The organism is Paraglaciecola sp. L3A3 (assembly GCF_009796765.1).
Lineage (GTDB): Bacteria > Pseudomonadota > Gammaproteobacteria > Enterobacterales > Alteromonadaceae > Paraglaciecola.
In genome coordinates this window covers 3,367,378-3,386,577 of the sequence record NZ_CP047023.1, presented here as the reverse complement: position 1 = coordinate 3,386,577, position 19,200 = coordinate 3,367,378, and the positions used below count along the sequence as shown (strand labels likewise).

11 protein-coding genes are annotated in these 19,200 nt (G+C 40.6%); all 11 read left to right on the top strand.

The genetic code is table 11. From position 1 onward, the window contains the following. The first annotated feature begins 162 nt into the window (after positions 1-162). Complete coding sequence (gene sdhC, locus GQR87_RS14030) at positions 163-537, top strand: succinate dehydrogenase, cytochrome b556 subunit (protein WP_158970345.1); 375 nt, start codon at positions 163-165, stop codon at positions 535-537. Further along, positions 531-878 (top strand): succinate dehydrogenase, hydrophobic membrane anchor protein, encoded by a 348-nt coding sequence (gene sdhD / locus GQR87_RS14025; protein WP_158970343.1) that lies wholly within the window; start codon positions 531-533, stop codon positions 876-878. Before sdhC ends, sdhD begins: the two co-directional genes overlap by 7 nt. After that, positions 879-2,648 (top strand): succinate dehydrogenase flavoprotein subunit, encoded by a 1,770-nt coding sequence (gene sdhA / locus GQR87_RS14020; protein WP_158970341.1) that lies wholly within the window; start codon positions 879-881, stop codon positions 2,646-2,648. 12 nt (positions 2,649-2,660) lie between these two features. Beyond that, entirely contained in the window at positions 2,661-3,371 is a 711-nt protein-coding gene (locus tag GQR87_RS14015) for a succinate dehydrogenase iron-sulfur subunit (protein ID WP_158970339.1), read from the top strand. 116 nt (positions 3,372-3,487) lie between these two features. After that, the gene (locus tag GQR87_RS14010) at positions 3,488-6,307 is read left to right on the top strand and encodes a 2-oxoglutarate dehydrogenase E1 component (protein WP_158970337.1); all 2,820 of its coding nucleotides are present in this window, start codon (positions 3,488-3,490) and stop codon (positions 6,305-6,307) included. Between the two features lie 9 nt (positions 6,308-6,316). Continuing rightward, positions 6,317-7,792, top strand: a complete 1,476-nt coding sequence (gene odhB / locus GQR87_RS14005) for a 2-oxoglutarate dehydrogenase complex dihydrolipoyllysine-residue succinyltransferase (RefSeq protein WP_158970335.1) — start codon at positions 6,317-6,319, stop codon at positions 7,790-7,792. Between the two features lie 161 nt (positions 7,793-7,953). Beyond that, on the top strand, positions 7,954-9,120 hold the full coding sequence (gene sucC, locus GQR87_RS14000) for an ADP-forming succinate--CoA ligase subunit beta (RefSeq protein ID WP_158970333.1): 1,167 nt from the start codon (positions 7,954-7,956) through the stop codon (positions 9,118-9,120). Continuing rightward, complete coding sequence (sucD, locus tag GQR87_RS13995) at positions 9,120-9,992, top strand: succinate--CoA ligase subunit alpha (RefSeq protein WP_158970331.1); 873 nt, start codon at positions 9,120-9,122, stop codon at positions 9,990-9,992. Before sucC ends, sucD begins: the two co-directional genes overlap by 1 nt. Before the next feature lie 1,292 nt (positions 9,993-11,284). After that, positions 11,285-14,152, top strand: coding sequence for a TonB-dependent receptor (locus GQR87_RS13990; RefSeq protein WP_158970329.1), 2,868 nt, complete (start codon positions 11,285-11,287; stop codon positions 14,150-14,152). A 121-nt stretch (positions 14,153-14,273) separates the two neighbouring features. Continuing rightward, positions 14,274-15,764, top strand: a complete 1,491-nt coding sequence (locus GQR87_RS13985; protein ID WP_158970327.1) for a tryptophan halogenase family protein — start codon at positions 14,274-14,276, stop codon at positions 15,762-15,764. A gap of 286 nt (positions 15,765-16,050) precedes the next feature. Continuing rightward, a complete protein-coding gene (locus tag GQR87_RS13980) occupies positions 16,051-19,152 on the top strand; it encodes a TonB-dependent receptor (RefSeq protein WP_158970325.1) in 3,102 nt (1,033 codons plus the stop codon). Positions 19,153-19,200: the final 48 nt, after the last annotated feature.

Below are 19,200 nucleotides of genomic sequence, written 5' to 3'. Positions count from 1 at the left end.
CTTGCAGAGCTTGGTTATTAATAGAGATACAAATTAATAACGCTATATTTACAGTTTTGTAACAATCTTATGGAAGAGCATCTTTTTTTAACAATTAAGTAACATTTAAAGTGTTGTAAGTTTAAATGTATAAATGACCTACGGGTATAAAGAGCGAAAAACGTGAAAAAACAAAGACCAGTTAATTTACAAATAAATACTATTAGTTTTCCTCCCGCCGCTATAACTTCCATCCTCCATCGTATTACAGGCGTTGCATTATTTTTTGCACTTATGTTTGTAATTGGTGCATGGGCAATATCGGTTTCTTCTGCTGAAGGGTTTGATTATATTAAAGATCAAATGGCAGGACCATTAGGTAAATTTATCGCAATCGGTACTATATCCGCATTAACTTATCATATACTTGGTGGCTTGAGGCATATGATGATGGATATGGGACATTGGGAAGAATTAGAGTCGGGTGACCTAAGCGCCAAGGCGATTATCGGTCTTTGGATCATATTAACTATCGTAGTAGGAGTTGTATTATGGTAACTGGACAAGCAAGTTTAAAACGTAACGGTGTACAAGATTTTGTCACTATTCGTGGCACTGCAATCATTATGACCGCGTTTTCTTTGTTTATGGCATGGTTCTTTATTTCTACACCTGAAATTACCTATTCAATTTGGCAAGATTTATTTTCTGGTTTGGCAATGAAAGTGTTTACTTTTCTTGCTCTAACTTCTGTTATGTTCCATGTAAGAGTTGGAATGTGGCAAGTATTGACTGATTATGTCAAGGCGCCAGGCCTAAGAGCGATCATTCAATTTATTCTTAATTTAATTGCATTTGTTTATGTAGTTATCGGTTTATTTGTTTTGTGGGGTGTGTAAATGAGTATTCCTGTTCATGAGTATGATGCAGTAGTAATTGGTGCTGGCGGTGCAGGTATGCGCGCAGCATTACAAATTTCTGAGTCTGGCAAATCTTGTGCCTTGTTATCTAAAGTGTTTCCTACACGTTCGCATACTGTATCAGCCCAAGGTGGTATTACTGTTGCCCTAGGTAATGCCCACGAAGATAATTGGGAATGGCACATGTACGATACAGTCAAGGGTTCTGATTATATCGGTGACCAAGATGCTATCGAATATATGTGTAAAACCGGTCCTGAAGCCATAATTGAAATGGAAAACATGGGATTACCATTTTCACGTTTCGAAAACGGAAAAATTTATCAACGTCCTTTTGGCGGTCAATCACAAAACTTCGGTGGTGAGCAAGGTGCTCGTACTGCAGCAGCAGCTGACCGAACTGGTCACGCACTTTTACATTTGTTGTATCAACAAAATGTTAAAAACAAAACTAAAGTATTCAGTGAATGGTATGCCTTAGACTTAGTTAAAAACCAAGACGGTGATGTAGTAGGTTGTACTGCTATCGATATTGAGTCTGGTGAAGTCGTTTATTTCAAGTCTAAAGCGGTTGTTTTAGCAACCGGTGGTGCGGGACGTATTTTTGCTTCAACTACCAATGCTCACATTAACACTGGTGACGGTGTTGGTATGGCACTACGTGCAGGGGTTCCTGTGCAAGATATGGAAATGTGGCAATTTCACCCAACGGGGATCGCAGGTGCTGGTACGCTTGTGACTGAAGGTTGTCGTGGTGAAGGTGGATATTTATTGAATAAAGATGGCGAACGTTTTATGGAACGTTATGCGCCTAACGCCAAAGATTTAGCGGGACGAGATGTTGTTGCTCGTTCCATGATGACAGAAATTCGTGAAGGTCGAGGATTTGATGGTCCTTTAGGTCCACATTGTAAATTAAAACTTGATCATCTAGGTAAAGAAGTACTTGAATCACGTTTACCGGGCATTCTTGAATTATCTCGTACATTTGCGCACGTTGATCCCGTTAAAGAGCCTATTCCTGTTATTCCTACTTGTCATTATATGATGGGCGGTATTCCCACTAATGTTGATGGTCAAGCACTAAGCGTTGATGCTAACGGCAAAGAAAAACCTATTAATGGTTTATTTGCTTGTGGTGAGATTGCTTGTGTATCTGTGCACGGTGCAAACCGTCTAGGTGGCAACTCATTACTCGATTTAGTGGTATTTGGTCGTGCAACTGGATTACATCTTGGTGCAGCAATCGACGGTATAAATTCAAGAGAAGCATCGACTGATGATGTTGATGCAGCTCTAACTCGTTTTAATCGTTGGGAAAATTCTGATATTGGTAAAGGAGAAGATCCGGTACAAATTAAGAAAGATCTGCAGCAGTGTATGCAACTTAACTTCTCCGTATTTAGAGAAGGTGATGCGATGGCAACTGGCTTAAAAGAGTTAGGTGAAATTCGTGAAAGATTGCAAAATGCTCGCCTAGACGACAAGAGTAATGATTTTAATACTCAACGTATTGAATGTTTAGAATTAGATAACTTGATGGAAACTGCTTACAGCACAGCTGTTGCCGCTAATTTCAGAACAGAGAGTCGTGGTGCGCATAGTCGCTTTGACTTCCCTGATCGTGACGATGCTAATTGGTTATGTCACTCTGTCTATTTACCGGAAGATAGCTCAATGATAAAACGTGAAGTAAATATGTCACCTAAACTTCGTGAAGCTTTCCCACCTAAAGCCAGAACTTACTAAGGAGTAACGATTATGCAATTGAATTTCTCTGTTTACCGTTATAATCCTGACGTAGACAACGCGCCGCGCATGCAAGATTACAAACTTGAAGTTGACGAAGGCCAAGACATGATGGTGTTGGATGCCTTGATTGCTTTGAAAGAAAGCGATCCTACTTTATCTTTCCGTCGTTCATGTCGTGAAGGTGTATGTGGATCTGATGGTGTCAACATGAATGGCAAAAATGGCTTAGCATGTATTACACCTTTGTCAGCCCTTAAAGGCTCAAAAATCGTTATTCGCCCATTACCAGGTTTACCAGTAGTGCGTGATTTAGTGGTTGATATGACACAATTTTATACTCAGTATGAAAAAATTAAACCGTTTTTGATTAATGACGATAATCAACCACCGGCAAGAGAGTTTTTACAATCTCCTGAAGAAAGAGAAAAATTGGACGGATTGTACGAATGTATTTTATGTGCATGTTGTTCAACTTCTTGTCCTTCATTCTGGTGGAATCCTGATAAATTTATCGGTCCTGCTGGTTTATTACATGCATACCGTTTCTTGGCTGATAGCCGAGATACGGCGACAGAACAACGTCTTAGTGATTTGGATGATGCATTTAGTGTATTCAGATGCCACGGTATTATGAACTGTGTCAGTGTTTGCCCTAAAGGACTCAATCCAACTAAAGCGATTGGTTCTATCAAATCCATGTTGTTAAAACGTTCTGTGTAAAATAACTAGCCGATAATACTTATCGGCTTTGTTTTACGTTTTAGTTTTATCAATAATTAAAGTGACGTGTGCAAATGCACATTTAATTGTAAGTCTTATTCAACCAAGGGACGACAATGCAACAACGCGTGATGAAAGCATGGTGGGATACTTCTCACATGGCTGGTGGCAACGCTACTTATATAGAAGAAATGTATGAATTGTATCTTGATGATGCGCAAAGTGTATCTGAAGATTGGCGCGACGTATTTGATAAACTGCCAAAGTTAGAAGGCATCGAGGTTGAATCAAAACATAGTGTATTGCGCGAACAATTCCGTAGTTTAGCTGCCCTCGGGCCTGCCGGTAGAGCAGGTGCTGCAGCACCAGTATCTGCAGCTGGTGACGATAAACAAGTTAAAGTTCTACAACTGATCAATGCTTTTAGATTTAGAGGGCATCAACACGCCAATCTCGATCCTCTTGAGTTGTGGAAACAGCCTAGAGTAAGGGATCTAGAACTTTCCCATCATAATTTGTCTGAAAGCGATTTCGATACCAGTTTTAATGTCGGCTCATTTGCCATAGGTAAAGACTCAATGCCGTTAGGAGAATTATTTAAATCTCTTAATCGTACATATTGTGGCTCTATCGGTACTGAGTACATGCACATTACTGATACTGAGCAAAAACGTTGGTTACAAGACAGAATTGAATCTGTACAAGCCAAACCAGAAATTACCCGTGATGAGAAAGTCGGCATTCTTAAAGGCTTAGTGGCTGCTGACGGCATGGAAAAATACCTAGGAGCTAAGTTTCCTGGAGCCAAGCGTTTTTCTCTTGAAGGTGGTGATTCTTTAGTTCCTATGCTGAAAGGTTTGATCAGTCATGCTGGCACCAAAGGAACAAAAGAAGTCGTTATTGGTATGGCTCACCGTGGTCGTCTTAATGTACTCGTCAATGTATTAGGTAAAAATCCTTCTGTTTTGTTTGATGAGTTTGCTGGTAATCACGATGATTCATTAGGTGCAGGTGATGTTAAATACCATGCTGGTTATTCATCTGATTTTGCTACCCCTGGTGGAAATTTACACTTGGCATTAGCCTTTAATCCATCTCACTTAGAAATTGTTAATCCAGTGGTTATTGGTTCTGTTCGAGCTAGATTAGACAGGCGTGGTTGTGATGATGGCTCAGTTGTTTTACCTATTACTATACATGGTGATTCTGCTATCGCTGGCCAAGGTGTGGTGCAAGAAACCTTTAATATGTCACAAACTCGTGGCTTTAAAGTGGGTGGAACAGTCAGAATAGTTATCAATAACCAAGTTGGTTTTACAACCTCTAAAACTGAAGATACTCGTTCAACTCAATACTGTACTGACATTGCTAAAATGGTTCAGGCCCCAATATTACATGTTAATGCGGATGATCCTGAAGCTGTGATGTTTGTCACTAAATTGGCTCTCGATTACCGTAACCAATTTAAACGTGATGTGGTGATTGATCTAGTTTGTTATCGACGTCATGGTCACAATGAAGCTGATGAACCTAGTGCCACTCAGCCTTTAATGTACAAAAAGATTAAAAAACACCCTGTTCCTCGTCTATTGTATGCCAATCAGTTAATTGCCGAAGGCACGATTGAAGAGCATGAAGTCGAGAAGCTTGTAGCAGAGTATCGTGCTGCACTTGATCATGGTGCATGTGTTGTTGAAGAATGGCGTCCTATGACAGAGCACTCTGTTGACTGGACTCCGTATCTTGGCCATGACTGGGATGTTAAATACGACGGTGCAATCAGTGTCGAAAAACTCACTGAGCTTGGACAAAAGTTATGTACTTTCCCTGAAGGTCATAAACTTCAATCTCGTGTAGCTAAGCTATATCAAGACAGAAATGCCATGATAGCGGGTGAAAAACAATTAGATTGGGGCATGGCAGAAAATTTGGCTTATGCATCAATTGTTGATTCTGGTTCTAACATTAGGATGACAGGCCAAGATTCTGGTCGTGGTACTTTTTTCCATCGTCATGCTGTTTTACATAATCAAGCAGATGGTTCTGATTATATGCCTTTACAGCACTTGCATGCTGAACAAGGCACAATGGAAATATACGATTCAGTATTATCCGAAGCGGCAGTATTAGCTTTTGAATTCGGATATGCCACAGCTGAACCTGGTACTTTGACAATCTGGGAAGCTCAATTTGGTGATTTTGCCAATGGTGCTCAAGTCGTAATTGATCAGTTCTTAAGTTCAGCAGAAGCAAAATGGGGACGTTTGTGTGGCTTAACCATGTTGTTACCTCATGGTTACGAAGGACAAGGTCCAGAACATAGTTCTGCTAGGTTAGAGCGTTTCTTACAAATGTGTGCGGATCATAACTGGCAAGTATGTATCCCTTCTACCCCTGCACAGGTTTTCAATATGTTACGCCGTCAGTCGATCAGACCTATGCGTAAACCTTTGATTGTAATGTCACCTAAATCATTACTTAGGCACCCACTTGCTGTATCAAGTCTGGAAGAATTGTCTGAAGGTGTGTTTCACAATGTGATTGATGAAGTAGATAACATCAGCCCGAGCAAAGTGAAACGTGTTGTGATGTGTTCAGGTAAAGTGTATTACGATCTATTAGAGCAACGTCGTAAGAATGAACAAGATGACATAGCGATTATTCGTATTGAACAATTATATCCTTTCCCTCATGCAGAGATTGGTCAAGTTGTGAGTAAATACAAAACCGTTAAAGATTGGGTTTGGTGTCAAGAAGAGCCACAAAACCAAGGTGCTTGGTATTGTAGTCAACACCATTTTTGGTCATCTTTACCAAAAGGCGGCACATTAACATACGCAGGCAGAGATGCGTCAGCTTCTCCTGCAGTTGGATATATTTCAGTTCACAACCAGCAACAGAAACAATTGGTTGATGATGCATTAACTATTAAATAAGGAACCAGTATGAGCATCGAAATTAAAGTACCGGTATTGCCAGAATCAGTGGCAGATGCATCAATCGCTACCTGGCACGTAAAAGTTGGCGATAAAGTCAGCCGAGATCAAAATTTAGTTGATATAGAAACAGATAAAGTTGTATTAGAAGTAGTTGCGCCGGCAGATGGTGTCGTTACTGAGATATTTCAAGCTGAAGGCGAAACAGTTTTAGGAGAACAAACTATTGCTAACTTCGCAGAAGGTGATGCAGCAACTGTTGCACCAACCGCTTCAGCAAGCCCTCAAACTAGTCAAACATCCGATATTAAAGGTGAATCAGTGGAAATTAAGGTACCGGTTCTGCCAGAATCAGTGGCAGATGCAACAATTGCAACATGGCATGTTCAGCCAGGTGAAGCTATCTCTCGTGATCAAAACTTAGTAGACATCGAGACTGATAAAGTTGTTTTAGAAGTAGTGGCTCCTGCTGATGGTTCAATAAGTGAAATTCTTGCTCCAGAAGGCGAAACTGTCACTGGTGAACAAGTGATTGCTAATTTTGTTGCAGGCGCTGCGGCGACTGCACCTGCCGTTAGTGCTGAAGCAAAAGCTGACGATAATGATGCGTTAAGCCCATCGGTACGTCGTTTGTTGACTGAGAAAGGTATTGATGCTGCTAGTATTAAAGGTACTGGTAAAGGTGGCCGTGTCACTAAAGAAGACGTAGAAAAGTCTCTGCAAGCACCAGCCGCTAAAACTGCGTCAACTGAATCAGTTGCTGCGCCAGTCGCACCGCTAGGTAATCGTACTGAAAAACGTGTGCCTATGACTCGTTTACGTAAAACCATTGCTAGCCGTTTATTAGAAGCCAAAAATAGCACAGCTATGTTGACTACATTCAATGAAGTTAACATGAAGCCTATTATGGATTTACGTAAACAATATCAAGAACAATTTGAAAAACGTCACGGTATTCGTTTAGGTTTTATGTCTTTCTATGTGAAAGCAGTAACTGAAGCTTTAAAACGTTTCCCTGAAGTTAACGCTTCAATCGATGGTGATGACGTTTGTTATCACAACTATTTCGATATTTCGATTGCAGTTTCTACTCCTCGTGGATTAGTGACGCCTGTTCTTAAGGATACGGATTCACTAGGAATGGCTGGAATTGAAAGTGGTATTCGAGAATTAGCCCTTAAAGGGCGTGATGGTAAGTTAAGTATTGCTGATATGCAGGGCGGAAACTTTACTATTACCAATGGTGGGGTATTTGGTTCATTGATGTCTACACCTATCTTGAATCTGCCACAAAGTGCTATTTTGGGCATGCATAAAATCCAAGATAGACCTATGGCAGTCAATGGCAAAGTTGAAATTTTGCCTATGATGTATCTTGCACTTTCTTATGATCACCGAATTATTGATGGTAAAGAATCAGTAGGGTTCTTGGTGACTATTAAAGAAATGTTAGAAGATCCAACACGTTTGCTGCTAGATGTATAAATAAGCTGTAGATGTGTAAATAGATTAGAAACGAATAAAAAAATTGAGATAAATAAGTAATTATTTATCTCCTGCTGCCACCATGATTAAACTAATGGTGGCTAATAAAATAAAGCGGCCTACTAGCGGCTTTTTTCTTAAATTAAACGGGTAAAAAAACCATGAATTTGCATGAATATCAAGGCAAGCAATTATTCAAAGAATATGGCTTGCCAGTCTCTGAAGGGATCGCTACAGATTCTCCAGAAGAAGCTGCAGCAGCGGCTGATAAAATTGGCGGAAACGAGTGGGTGGTTAAATGCCAAGTACACGCTGGTGGTCGCGGTAAAGCTGGTGGTGTTAAATTAGTTAAAACCAAAGAAGAAATCAAAGCCTTTGCTGAAAAGTGGTTAGGTAAAAACCTAGTGACTTTTCAAACTGACGAACATGGTCAGCCAGTTAGTAAGATCCTTGTTGAATCTTGTACTGATATTGCTGATGAACTTTATTTAGGTGCGGTTGTTGATCGTACTTCTCGTCGTATCGTTTTCATGGCTTCTACTGAAGGCGGTGTTGAAATTGAAACCGTTGCTGAAGAAACGCCTGAAAAGATTTTAAAAGCTGAGATTGACCCAATTGTTGGTGCACAACCTTACCAAGCTCGTGAAATGGCATTTAAATTGGGCCTTAAAGGCGTACAAATTAAACAGTTCACACAAATATTCCTAGGTTTAGCAAAAATGTTTGTTGACCTTGATATTGCGCTTATCGAAATTAACCCTTTAGTTATCAAAGCTGACGGTGATATTCATTGTCTTGACGCTAAAGTGGCTATCGATGGTAATGCAGCATATCGTCAACCTAAAGTTAGAGCTATGCACGATCCATCACAAGATGATGCTCGTGAAGCTGAAGCGGCGAAATGGGAACTTAACTATGTAGCACTAGACGGTAACGTTGGTTGTATGGTTAACGGTGCAGGCCTTGCAATGGGAACTATGGATATAGTTAACTTACACGGTGGCAAGCCAGCTAACTTCCTAGATGTGGGAGGCGGTGCAACTAAAGAACGTGTTGCTGAAGCTTTCAAAATTATCCTTTCTGACAGCAATGTTAGTGCCGTATTAGTTAATATTTTTGGTGGCATAGTTCGTTGTGACATGATTGCTGAAGGTATTATTGGTGCAGTTAAAGAAGTGGGTGTTAACGTACCTGTTGTTGTACGTCTTGAAGGTACTAACGCTGAACTAGGTCGTGAAGTATTAGCTGCTTCAGATCTAGATATTATAGCTGCAAGTAGTCTTACTGACGCAGCTCAGCAAGTTGTTAAAGCTGCGGAGGGCAAATAATGTCTGTATTAATTAATAAGCATACTAAAGTTATCTGTCAGGGTTTTACTGGTGGTCAAGGTACATTCCACTCTGAGCAAGCCATTGCATACGGTACACAAATGGTTGGTGGTGTAACACCAGGTAAAGGCGGCACTACTCACCTAGATTTACCAGTATTCAATACAGTACGTGAAGCGGTAGAGAAAACAGGCGCAACAGCATCGGTTATCTATGTACCTGCACCGTTCTGTAAAGATTCAATTGTTGAAGCAGCTGATTCAGGTATTGAATTGATCATTTGTATCACTGAAGGTATTCCAACAATCGATATGTTGTTTGTTAAAGAATACTTGACTGTGAAAGGTGTTCGTATGATTGGTCCTAACTGTCCAGGTGTTATTACTCCTGGGGAATGTAAGATCGGCATCATGCCTGGCCATATCCATAAGCCTGGTAAAGTAGGGATTGTTTCTCGTTCAGGTACTTTGACTTACGAAGCAGTTAAACAAACTACTGATGAAGGTTTTGGTCAATCTACTTGCGTAGGTATTGGCGGCGACCCTATCCCTGGTTCAAACTTCATTGATATCTTGAAATTGTTCCAAGAAGATCCAGAAACTGAAGCAATTGTGATGATTGGTGAAATTGGTGGTTCTGCTGAAGAAGAAGCAGCTGAATATATCAAAGCCCATGTCACTAAGCCTGTTGTTTCATACATTGCTGGTGTAACTGCACCTGAAGGTAAACGTATGGGCCACGCTGGCGCAATTATCGCTGGTGGTAAAGGAACAGCTGACGAGAAGTTTAAAGCATTAGAAGCGGCAGGTGTTAAGACTGTACGTTCTCTTGCTGATATCGGTAAAGGGTTACGTGAAATTACCGGTTGGTAATTTACCTTAATTCTAAACGATATTAAAAAATTAGAAGCCCGCTATTAGCGGGTTTTTTGTTTTTTGATGAGCATTCACTAAGTGGGTTGAACATGACTTAGTCATTTTTATTTATGTGTTGCACTCTAAGGTTATTCGTTACGCTCAATGTCATTATTAAGGTTTTTGATAGGCCATGTCTGCTGCGCTTTAAGCAAGTGCTATTGCCAATGAGATTAGCCATGGAAAGGCCGTAATACCAATCCATATTGATAAGTGCTCTCTCTGAATGCATCCAGCGGTTTTTGAATAAGGCGTCGGTGTACTTCAGGCATCCTGGCTTTCGCTTGAGCCAGCGGAGCTGTTCAAAAATGTTCCAGACATTTTTGTGCAGGAATGGTTGTTCCCTTTCAAATACCGAGAACGCAGGGCAAAAGCCGCTGGGGCATTCCTTCAGGCGAGTTTTAGATGCGCTTACACTGCGTTGCTCGAACTCAAAAGAGCACTGGCTCTTTTTTAATAAAAAGCTTCATTCAAGCGCCTTGATTAAGCTCATTTAAATTCTCGCTGAGTGCACACTTATCAATACGGATTGATATAATATATTCCCCAGCAAGGTATATATGCCCATGTAAAAGCTTTATAGGCTTTTCTGGAGCAGTGAAGTTTAGTTAACCTGAGTACTGAATAAGAAGTATCGTCTAATCTTAATTTATCATTATAATTCAATAGCTTAATAACGTTCACCCAAATCACCTCACCTGAATGCTTACCCGGTGAGGAAATTTTCGTGTGTAGACAGGTGGATTGTTGTACGTAATAACGTGTTATTGCTAGACAATCCAACGCCGCTAGGCACAAAAAGAACGCTATAGATAGGTTCGGCTTATTCAGTATTCAGGTTAAATAGCTATCTACATTTTACGATTAAGTTGACGCTTATCCTTGCGGTATTATTTCTTTTTCTAGTTTTTCTAATTACTCAAGTGGGTCATTTACCACTATTTTGTTAATTAATTGTTGTTCTTGTTTGTTTGAATACGTATGCAAAGATGCGTGTGTTGTCGTTACTTTTTTTACATGGGTGAATGTATTTAAATTTAAATTAAATCAATTGTTTAGTTGGTTTTTTATCGCTAATTTTATTGTTTTGTATGTTTCTTTTTGGTTAACTAAATGTATTGGTTTGTTTTCTGAATACGTATGCAAACGATTGAGTCATCACTCTAGATGAATGTAATATCCGGCCATATTTAATGAAAGCGTAAAAATTAACTATTCGCTCAGATACATACCTGAAACGGGAAACACATATGACACATTTTAAACTGAATTTAATTAAAGCCGCTCTACTTACCAGTGGTTTTGGACTTAGTGCAAGTCCAGCTTTGGCGCAAGAAACAAACGCAGAAGCTGCAGACAATACTGAGGTTATTCAAGTTACCGGCATTCGCGGTAGTTTGATAAGAGCTCAAGCAATAAAACAAGAAAGCACATCAATCGTCGAAGTTTTGTCTGCAGAAGACATAGGTAAACTGCCCGATACTAGTGTGGCAGAATCTCTAGCTCGTTTACCTGGTTTGGCAGGTGAACGCAGAAATGGTCGTACAAGTGGTTTGTCAATCCGAGGGTTTAACGAAAATTATGTGGGCACATCGCTTAATGGTCGCGAGCTTTTGGGGATGGGTGACAACAGAGGGGTAGAGTATGACCTTTACCCAACTGAAATTATTTCAAACATTGTGGTTAGTAAAACTCCTGAAGCCGGCATGACGACTCAAGGCATTGGAGGCACGGTTGATTTACAAACCATTAAACCTTTGGGCAAAGACAGAACCATCACAGTAAATGGAAATTTTGAGCAAAATGGCAAAGACTCGGCTAATCCCGATTTTGATAATACAGGTCATAGGTTATCGTTAAATTACGTAGACTCTTTTGCTGATGACACTATAGGTATAGCACTAGTGTTGGCGTCAATGGAAACACCTCGTCAAGAAGAACAATTCAGAGCGTGGGGATACGCAGACGTTAATCAAGGTAGCGACAGACGTGCAACAGACTCGGCAACTTCAAGCGCTGGTGATCTAGTGTTAGGTGGTCATGATTCATTTGTTCGTTCAGCTTTGTTAGAACGCCAATCTATTGCTGGAGTACTTCAATACGCGCCAACCGACGATTTGATGATCCAAGTAGATGCCTTATACATCGACTTTGAAGAAAATGATGTAAGACGTGGCCTTGAAGAAGGTGGAGCAGAGTGGGGAACGGGCGCTTATAACATTACAAATATTGAAGATGGCTTAGTGACTGCCGGTTATTATGACGGTTTTCATTCTGTTATACGTAATGATGCCCGTAGCCAAGCGGCAGATTTAACCACTATTGGCATCAACCTAGAATATCAAATTAATGATAATTGGACTGCAGTATTAGATTATTCAACCGGTAAAGTTGATAAAACCATTACAGACGTTGAAAGTTATTCAGGTATAGGTCGTGTTGGTATTGATAATCGTCCGGTTGCGGCAAGATCTTGGCAACAAACGTCAACAGGTGTGGTGTATTCTGATCATCCCACTATTGCGCCACTTGATTATACTGATCCAGATTTAATCCGCTTGGCTGGCCCGCAAGGCTGGGGGGGAGCATTAGCCCCAGTTGCTGAATTTCAAGATACAGGTAATGGATTTGGGCCAAGCTCTGCCCAAGATGGTTTTGTAAATCAGCCTAGCTTTGAAGAAGAATTAGATAGTTTACGTTTTCAAGTTAATGGTTTAATCGAATGGAGCATATTTACTGGCATTGAGATTGGTGCGGTTTATTCTGATAGATCTAAAAGCAAAGTGAATAGTGGTGCCTTTTTAACCGCTCCCACTTGGCCATCTGATGGGCCTATTCCAGAAATATTAGGCGTGGCTGATCTAAGCTTTTTAGGCATAAACGGTGTGCTTGCTTATGACAGTTTAGGTTTGTTTAATAGTGGTTATTACACAGCAACCGATGCCGCGTTACTAGAAACATCTCGTCAAGGAGATAGTTATAAAGTTGAAGAAGAGCTCCTCACTGTTTACGCCAAATTAGATATTAACGCAGAATTTAACGATATGTATCTAACGGGGAACTTAGGTATTCAAGTCGTTGATTCTGAGCAAACGTCTAGCGGGTTTGACAGTGTAATAGGCACTGATTTATATGTTGATTTTACGCCAACCTCTGGGGGGAATTCTTACACAGACGTATTGCCCACCCTTAATCTAAGTTTAGAATTTACAGAGTCACAATATTTAAGAATGGCTTTGGCTAAAGTACTTACTCGTCCTCGAATGGATGATATGCGCCCTAATAACCAAGTGTCGTTTGCCTTTAATGACTCAAATATTCTTAATCCTACAGTAGGCCAAGGGCCATTTTCTGGCAGTGCAGGTAACCCTAACTTAACACCAATTGAAGCTAATCAGTTTGATTTGTCATACGAAAATTATTTTTCTGATGATGGTTTCTTTGCCGTTAGTTTTTTCTATAAAGATCTTAAAAACTGGCATGAGAGTGGTAACACTGTAACTGATTTCTCAGATTTCTACATTCCTGGCTACCATGACTCAACAGGTGATCACGATATTGATGAAGATGGCGTTCTTGATGGGCCATTACCGCCACAAACTTTCTTAGGTGGGGTTTCATACAGACAAGATGGTTTACAAGGATTTGTGCGAGGCTGGGAACTACAAGGTTCGGTTCCTTTAACTATTATTCATGATTCATTAGCAGGTTTTGGAGTGGTTGCCAGTGCTACATTCTTAGATGGTAAGTTTGATGATGATACAGAAATTCCAGGGTTGTCAGACGAAGCATATAGTTTAACTGCCTACTACGAATCAAACGGTTTTGAAGTAAGAATTTCAGGTACCAAACGTGATCAATTTTTGTCTGAGACCCGTGGTTTAAGTTTGTCACTGACTAATGCGACAGATGCCGGAGGAGAGTTATGGGATGCACAAGTGGGGTATGACTTTGGTGAGTCCGGTATAGACGGCCTCGAAGGATTAAGAGTCACTCTACAAGGACAAAACTTAACAGACGAACCTACAATACAATCAAATGGTGCGGATGCTCGTCAAATCACTCAATACCAAAGTTATGGTCGTAACTTCTTGTTGGGCGTTAATTATTCATTCTAAACCACTGAATATATTAGCTTATGGTTTATCAGCGGTTGGGTTAACATAAGTAAAAACTCATAATTAAAACCTCAGATAGTTTTTTGGCTACTGGGGTTTTTCTTTTAAAGGTTTGCTCAAAATGCAAAATAAAATAAACAAAGTAGTGATAGTGGGCGGTGGTACTGCTGGCTGGATATCGGCAGCATTATTAAAAAAAATCTTAGGTAATACCGTCACTATTGAGTTGGTTGAGTCTGAAGCTATCGGCACAGTAGGAGTGGGAGAAGCCACTATTCCGCCAATTCGTTTATTGAATAAGGTGCTAGGTCTGAACGAAGCTGAATTTATAAAAGAAACCAAAGCCACTATCAAACTCGGTATTATGTTTGAGAACTGGCGAGTACCTAACGAGCAGTATTTCCACTCTTTTGGTGTCGCCGGTAAAAATATGGCTTTTTGTCAGTTTCATCATTATTGCTCTCGTGCCAATCAGTTAGGGTTTGCTACTAATCTTTGGAATTATGACGCAAATTACCTAGCCGCTATGCAAGGTAAGTTTGGCCACATTAATAGCCAAAATCAGTCGCTAGAATTACCTTATGCTTACCATTTTGATGCAACCTTATACGCTAAGTACTTACGTAAAGTGAGTCAAGGGTTGGGGGTTAAACGTACCGAGGGCATGGTTGATAGCGTCAGTCGAAATGTGCGAAACGGCTACATTGAAAAGCTGCGCTTACAATCAGGGCAAGAGGTAGCAGGGGATTTATTTATTGATTGTTCGGGTTTTCGAGGTTTGCTGATCCAACAAGAGCTAGCAACGGGGTACGAAGATTGGAGCCATTGGTTACCTTGTGATCGAGCCGTGGCAATCCCTACAGAACGTTTTGAGAAAACCTTGCCTTACACTCGCTCAATTGCCCACAAAGCAGGTTGGCAATGGCGAATACCTTTACAGCATCGTAATGGTAACGGTTTGGTGTACAGCAGTGCCCATTATTCAGAGGCCGAAGCAGAAGCCTTGTTAATGTCTAACCTAGAAAGCAAACCTTTGGCAGAGCCTAATTTTATTCGGTTTAAAACGGGGCGCAGACGCAAACAATGGAATAAAAATGTTGTGGCTGTGGGCTTGTCTAGTGGCTTTTTAGAGCCATTGGAGTCTACCAGTATTCACCTTATTCAATCTGCAATTGTTAGGCTAACTCAGTTGTTTCCTCATAATGGAATTGATAACGCTAGTGTGGTCGAATACAACAAGCAATCTACATTAGAATTTGAACAAATACGGGATTTTTTAATTCTGCATTATCATGTGAATGAGCGCACAGACAGCCAATTTTGGCGAGACCTGGGCGATATGGAAATACCTAATTCACTGGCTCACAAAATAGCCTTGTTTCGCGACAGTGGAACATTATTTAGAGAGCAAAACGATTTGTTTTTAGAAAGTTCATGGTTGCAAGTTATGCAAGGGCAAGGGATCACCCCAAAAGATTATCATCCTATTGCTAATAATGTGTCTGAGCAAAAATTGACAGATATGTTAGCGCACATAAAACAGATTAAACACGCCTATGTTAAATCATTGCCCAGTCATGATGAGTTTCTGAAAAGCTATTGTAACCTTTAAGCTTTTTGAAGAGTCTACTACCTATCCCCAAACTACCGAAGACCTTGCCGCTGAAGTGCACGTTTTAAAGTCGTTTGGTTCTATCCATTCTGACTATATCTCTAATTATTCCTTTTCATTAGTTACATCAATTAAGCGATTGCATACGTATGCATCCTTTGAATACGTATGCATAAAATGTTGTATTTATTAACTAAAGGTTAATATTTTGTTGAGAATTTAGGTTGATTGTGTGAGCGAAAGCTATGCAGCCATTAACCAGACATAACAAAAACGGGACACATAGATGAAAAAATTCAAACCCAGTTTAATTACTAGTGCGATTTTCGCCAGTGGTTTAGCGTTTATAAGTTCGCCTCTATATGCGCAACAAGCAAATTACAGCTCGCAAGAAGCAAGTAATAGCGCGCAAGAAGCTAACACCAGTCAAGAAAACAGTGATATCGAACGTATTGAAGTCACTGGCTTCGCTACAAGTTTGATTCAATCACTCAATCAAAAACGTTTCAGTGACACTGTATCTGAGCAAATATCAGCTGATGACTTGGGTGGTTTACCTGATGTGTCAATGGCAGATGCCTTAACACGATTACCAGGTATTTCTGCGGTACGTACTGGTGGACAGGCCGCCGAAATTAATATTCGTGGTTTATCCGGAGATTTTGTTTTTTCTACGTTAAATGGCCGAGAGCAAGTGTCGACTAGTGGTGACAGGTCTATTGAATTTGACCAATATCCTTCTGAACTCATTAGCTCAGCAGCAGTATATAAATCACCTAAAGCGTCATTAATTGAAGGTGGGGTTGCTGGTACTGTTGAATTGCAAACAGCCAGTCCGTTGAGTATTGATGAAGATTACAAACTTAGCTTTAACGCTCGGGGTATGTATAACGACAGAGCCAGCGAAGTATCAGACGCCACTGAATTTGGTGATAGATTCAGTTTTTCATATCAAGCAAAATTTCTCGATGATACCTTAGGTGTTGCCCTTGGTTATGCCCGTTTATTTCAACCCAGCGTATCAACTCAGTTTATCGGTTTAGCCTATAACGCTGAAGCAGATGTAGATGGGCTTGAGGGCGATATTGATAATGTTAGTGATACCTGTTTAGCCACAGATCCTTGTGCTGGTTATGAACAAATCAGTGAAGGTTTTGAGATGCAGCACAAAGGTGGCGAAGAAACGCGAAATGGTTACATGGCGGCAATTGAGTGGGCGCCTGTTGATAACTTCACCTTAAAAACCGATTTGTTTTTATCTAAATTTGAATCAGAAGAGTTTGCCCGTGGTTTTAGGGTAAAACTAGGCGGTGCGCAAACATCAATTACTAATCCAGTTCTGTCGGGTAACGATGTAATTGGCGGTACTTTTAATCGCACCTCAGGCAGTTTTACTCGAGTCGAGTTGGTGAATGATGATAACCAAGACTCAGATGAAGTATTTAACTTTGGTATGAATGCCGATTGGCAAGCCACTGATAACTTGAATTTATCTGTTGATGTGAGCTTATCTAGAGCGAAAAGCAATTTTAGAAATGGACTATTGTGGAGTTTAGTGAGTGAAGATGCTAATTCGGTCAGCCCACAATTTGATGAAAACATTTCGATTACTTACGGCCTTAATGGCTTGAATTTACCCGATATCGCATTTAATCAAGCTGCTGCGTTTTCTGATCTTGACCGCGCTATGGTCAGTAAATATGGTATTTACCCTTTTGTAAATGAAGATGAATCAAAAGCCATTCGTTTTGATTTAGAGTACAGCTTAGATAACGATTTTGTGCGCTCAATTGAATTTGGTGTACGTCATTCTGAGCGTGAGTATTCGAATGATCGCTCTGTATTTGAATATGGTAATGACTCGGCGTTTTCGGTTAGTGAGCCGCCTTTACGTCTAACCTCAGACATGGTAGAAATTGTTGATTGGCAAGGGGAGTTTGGTTACTTTCCGTCTTACCCATCTATTGATTTAGATTCGGCCTTAACTGCTTGGTTTCCAGAAGGGATCCCACAACCAGTGCAAACTTGGGGTACAGGCCACCCAGGAGTAATCAATAGCCCCACAGACGGAGATGGTCCAAATACCGCTTGGTCGCTACAAGAAAGTGGTGACGTGACAGAAGATGTGACAGCCGCTTATATTATGGCCAACTTGGATATGGAAATTGCTGGATTACCAATTACCGGTAATATTGGTATTCGCCGCATTGAAACCGAGCAAGGCTCAACGGTTTTACAATTAGCCACCAAAGATATTGTGGATCCTGATACGGGTGAAGTGATTGATGTGCGAGGCGATGCTGAACTGGGTGCGCAATATATTACTGACGACGCGGGCTTGATCAATGATCACTATGCGCCAGGTTTTTTAAGTGACACCTACACAGATTATTTACCATCGTTAAATTTAAACTTTCGGTTAACCGAAAATCATCAACTACGTTTTGCTGCGGCTAAAGTGATGGGGCGTGCACCTATTAATCGTTTCGCCGCTAACTCAACTACCAATATTGAGACGGTAACCGCCAGTCAAAACCCAGATACCGGCCAAATTACGTTATCTTCGCAAACTGCGAAAGTCAGTGGTTCAAGTAAAAACAGTCCTTACTTACGCCCTTTCTATGCCAATCAATATGACTTGTCCTATGAGTATTATTTTTCTGAAACAGAAGGGGCATTTGTTGCCGCGCTTTTCTATAAAGATATCCAATCATTTATCGAAGACATCGCTATAGACCCATACGACTTTGCTGGTAACGGATTTATCTTCCCAGACAGTATTGAAGTGCCAGTGTTTGTAGAGCCCGACAGCCCGGGCGCTAAAGCGGTAGAAGCTACTGACACAAATGGCGAGCAGTTGTTTGTTACCGTACCGACTGAAAACGGCAAGTACGAAACAGCGGTAAATAATGCTAAGGGTGGTTATATTCGAGGCCTTGAACTGACCTATACACAAATATACGACTTTTTACCTGGTGCTTGGTCTGGATTAGGTGTCAGTGCTAGTTACTCTTATACAGAGAGCGAAATCACTCGTACCTTAAGTAGCTCAGTATTTTCTACTCAGTTACCCGGCTTATCTGAAAATGTCGCCCAAGCCACGGTGTTTTGGGAATACGAAGGGTTCGAAACCCGCTTAAGTACGCGTTTTCGCGATGCTTTTGTGTCAGAGCAGGTAGCTGTGAATGAGCAGGTAGTAAACTTTGATTCTGAAGTTGTGATGGATTATCAAGCGTCTTATCAGGTGAACGACAATCTAGGGGTAGTGTTTCAAATTAACAACATAACTGATGAGCCTACTCGTAGTTATTTTGGTAAAGAAGACCTAACCGGCACTATCCAGTTCTTTGGTACCCAGTACTTCCTAGGGGTGACATATTCATTATGAAACATTCAATCTCAGCACTAATTAAGGTGATTTCTTTGCTAACTATGG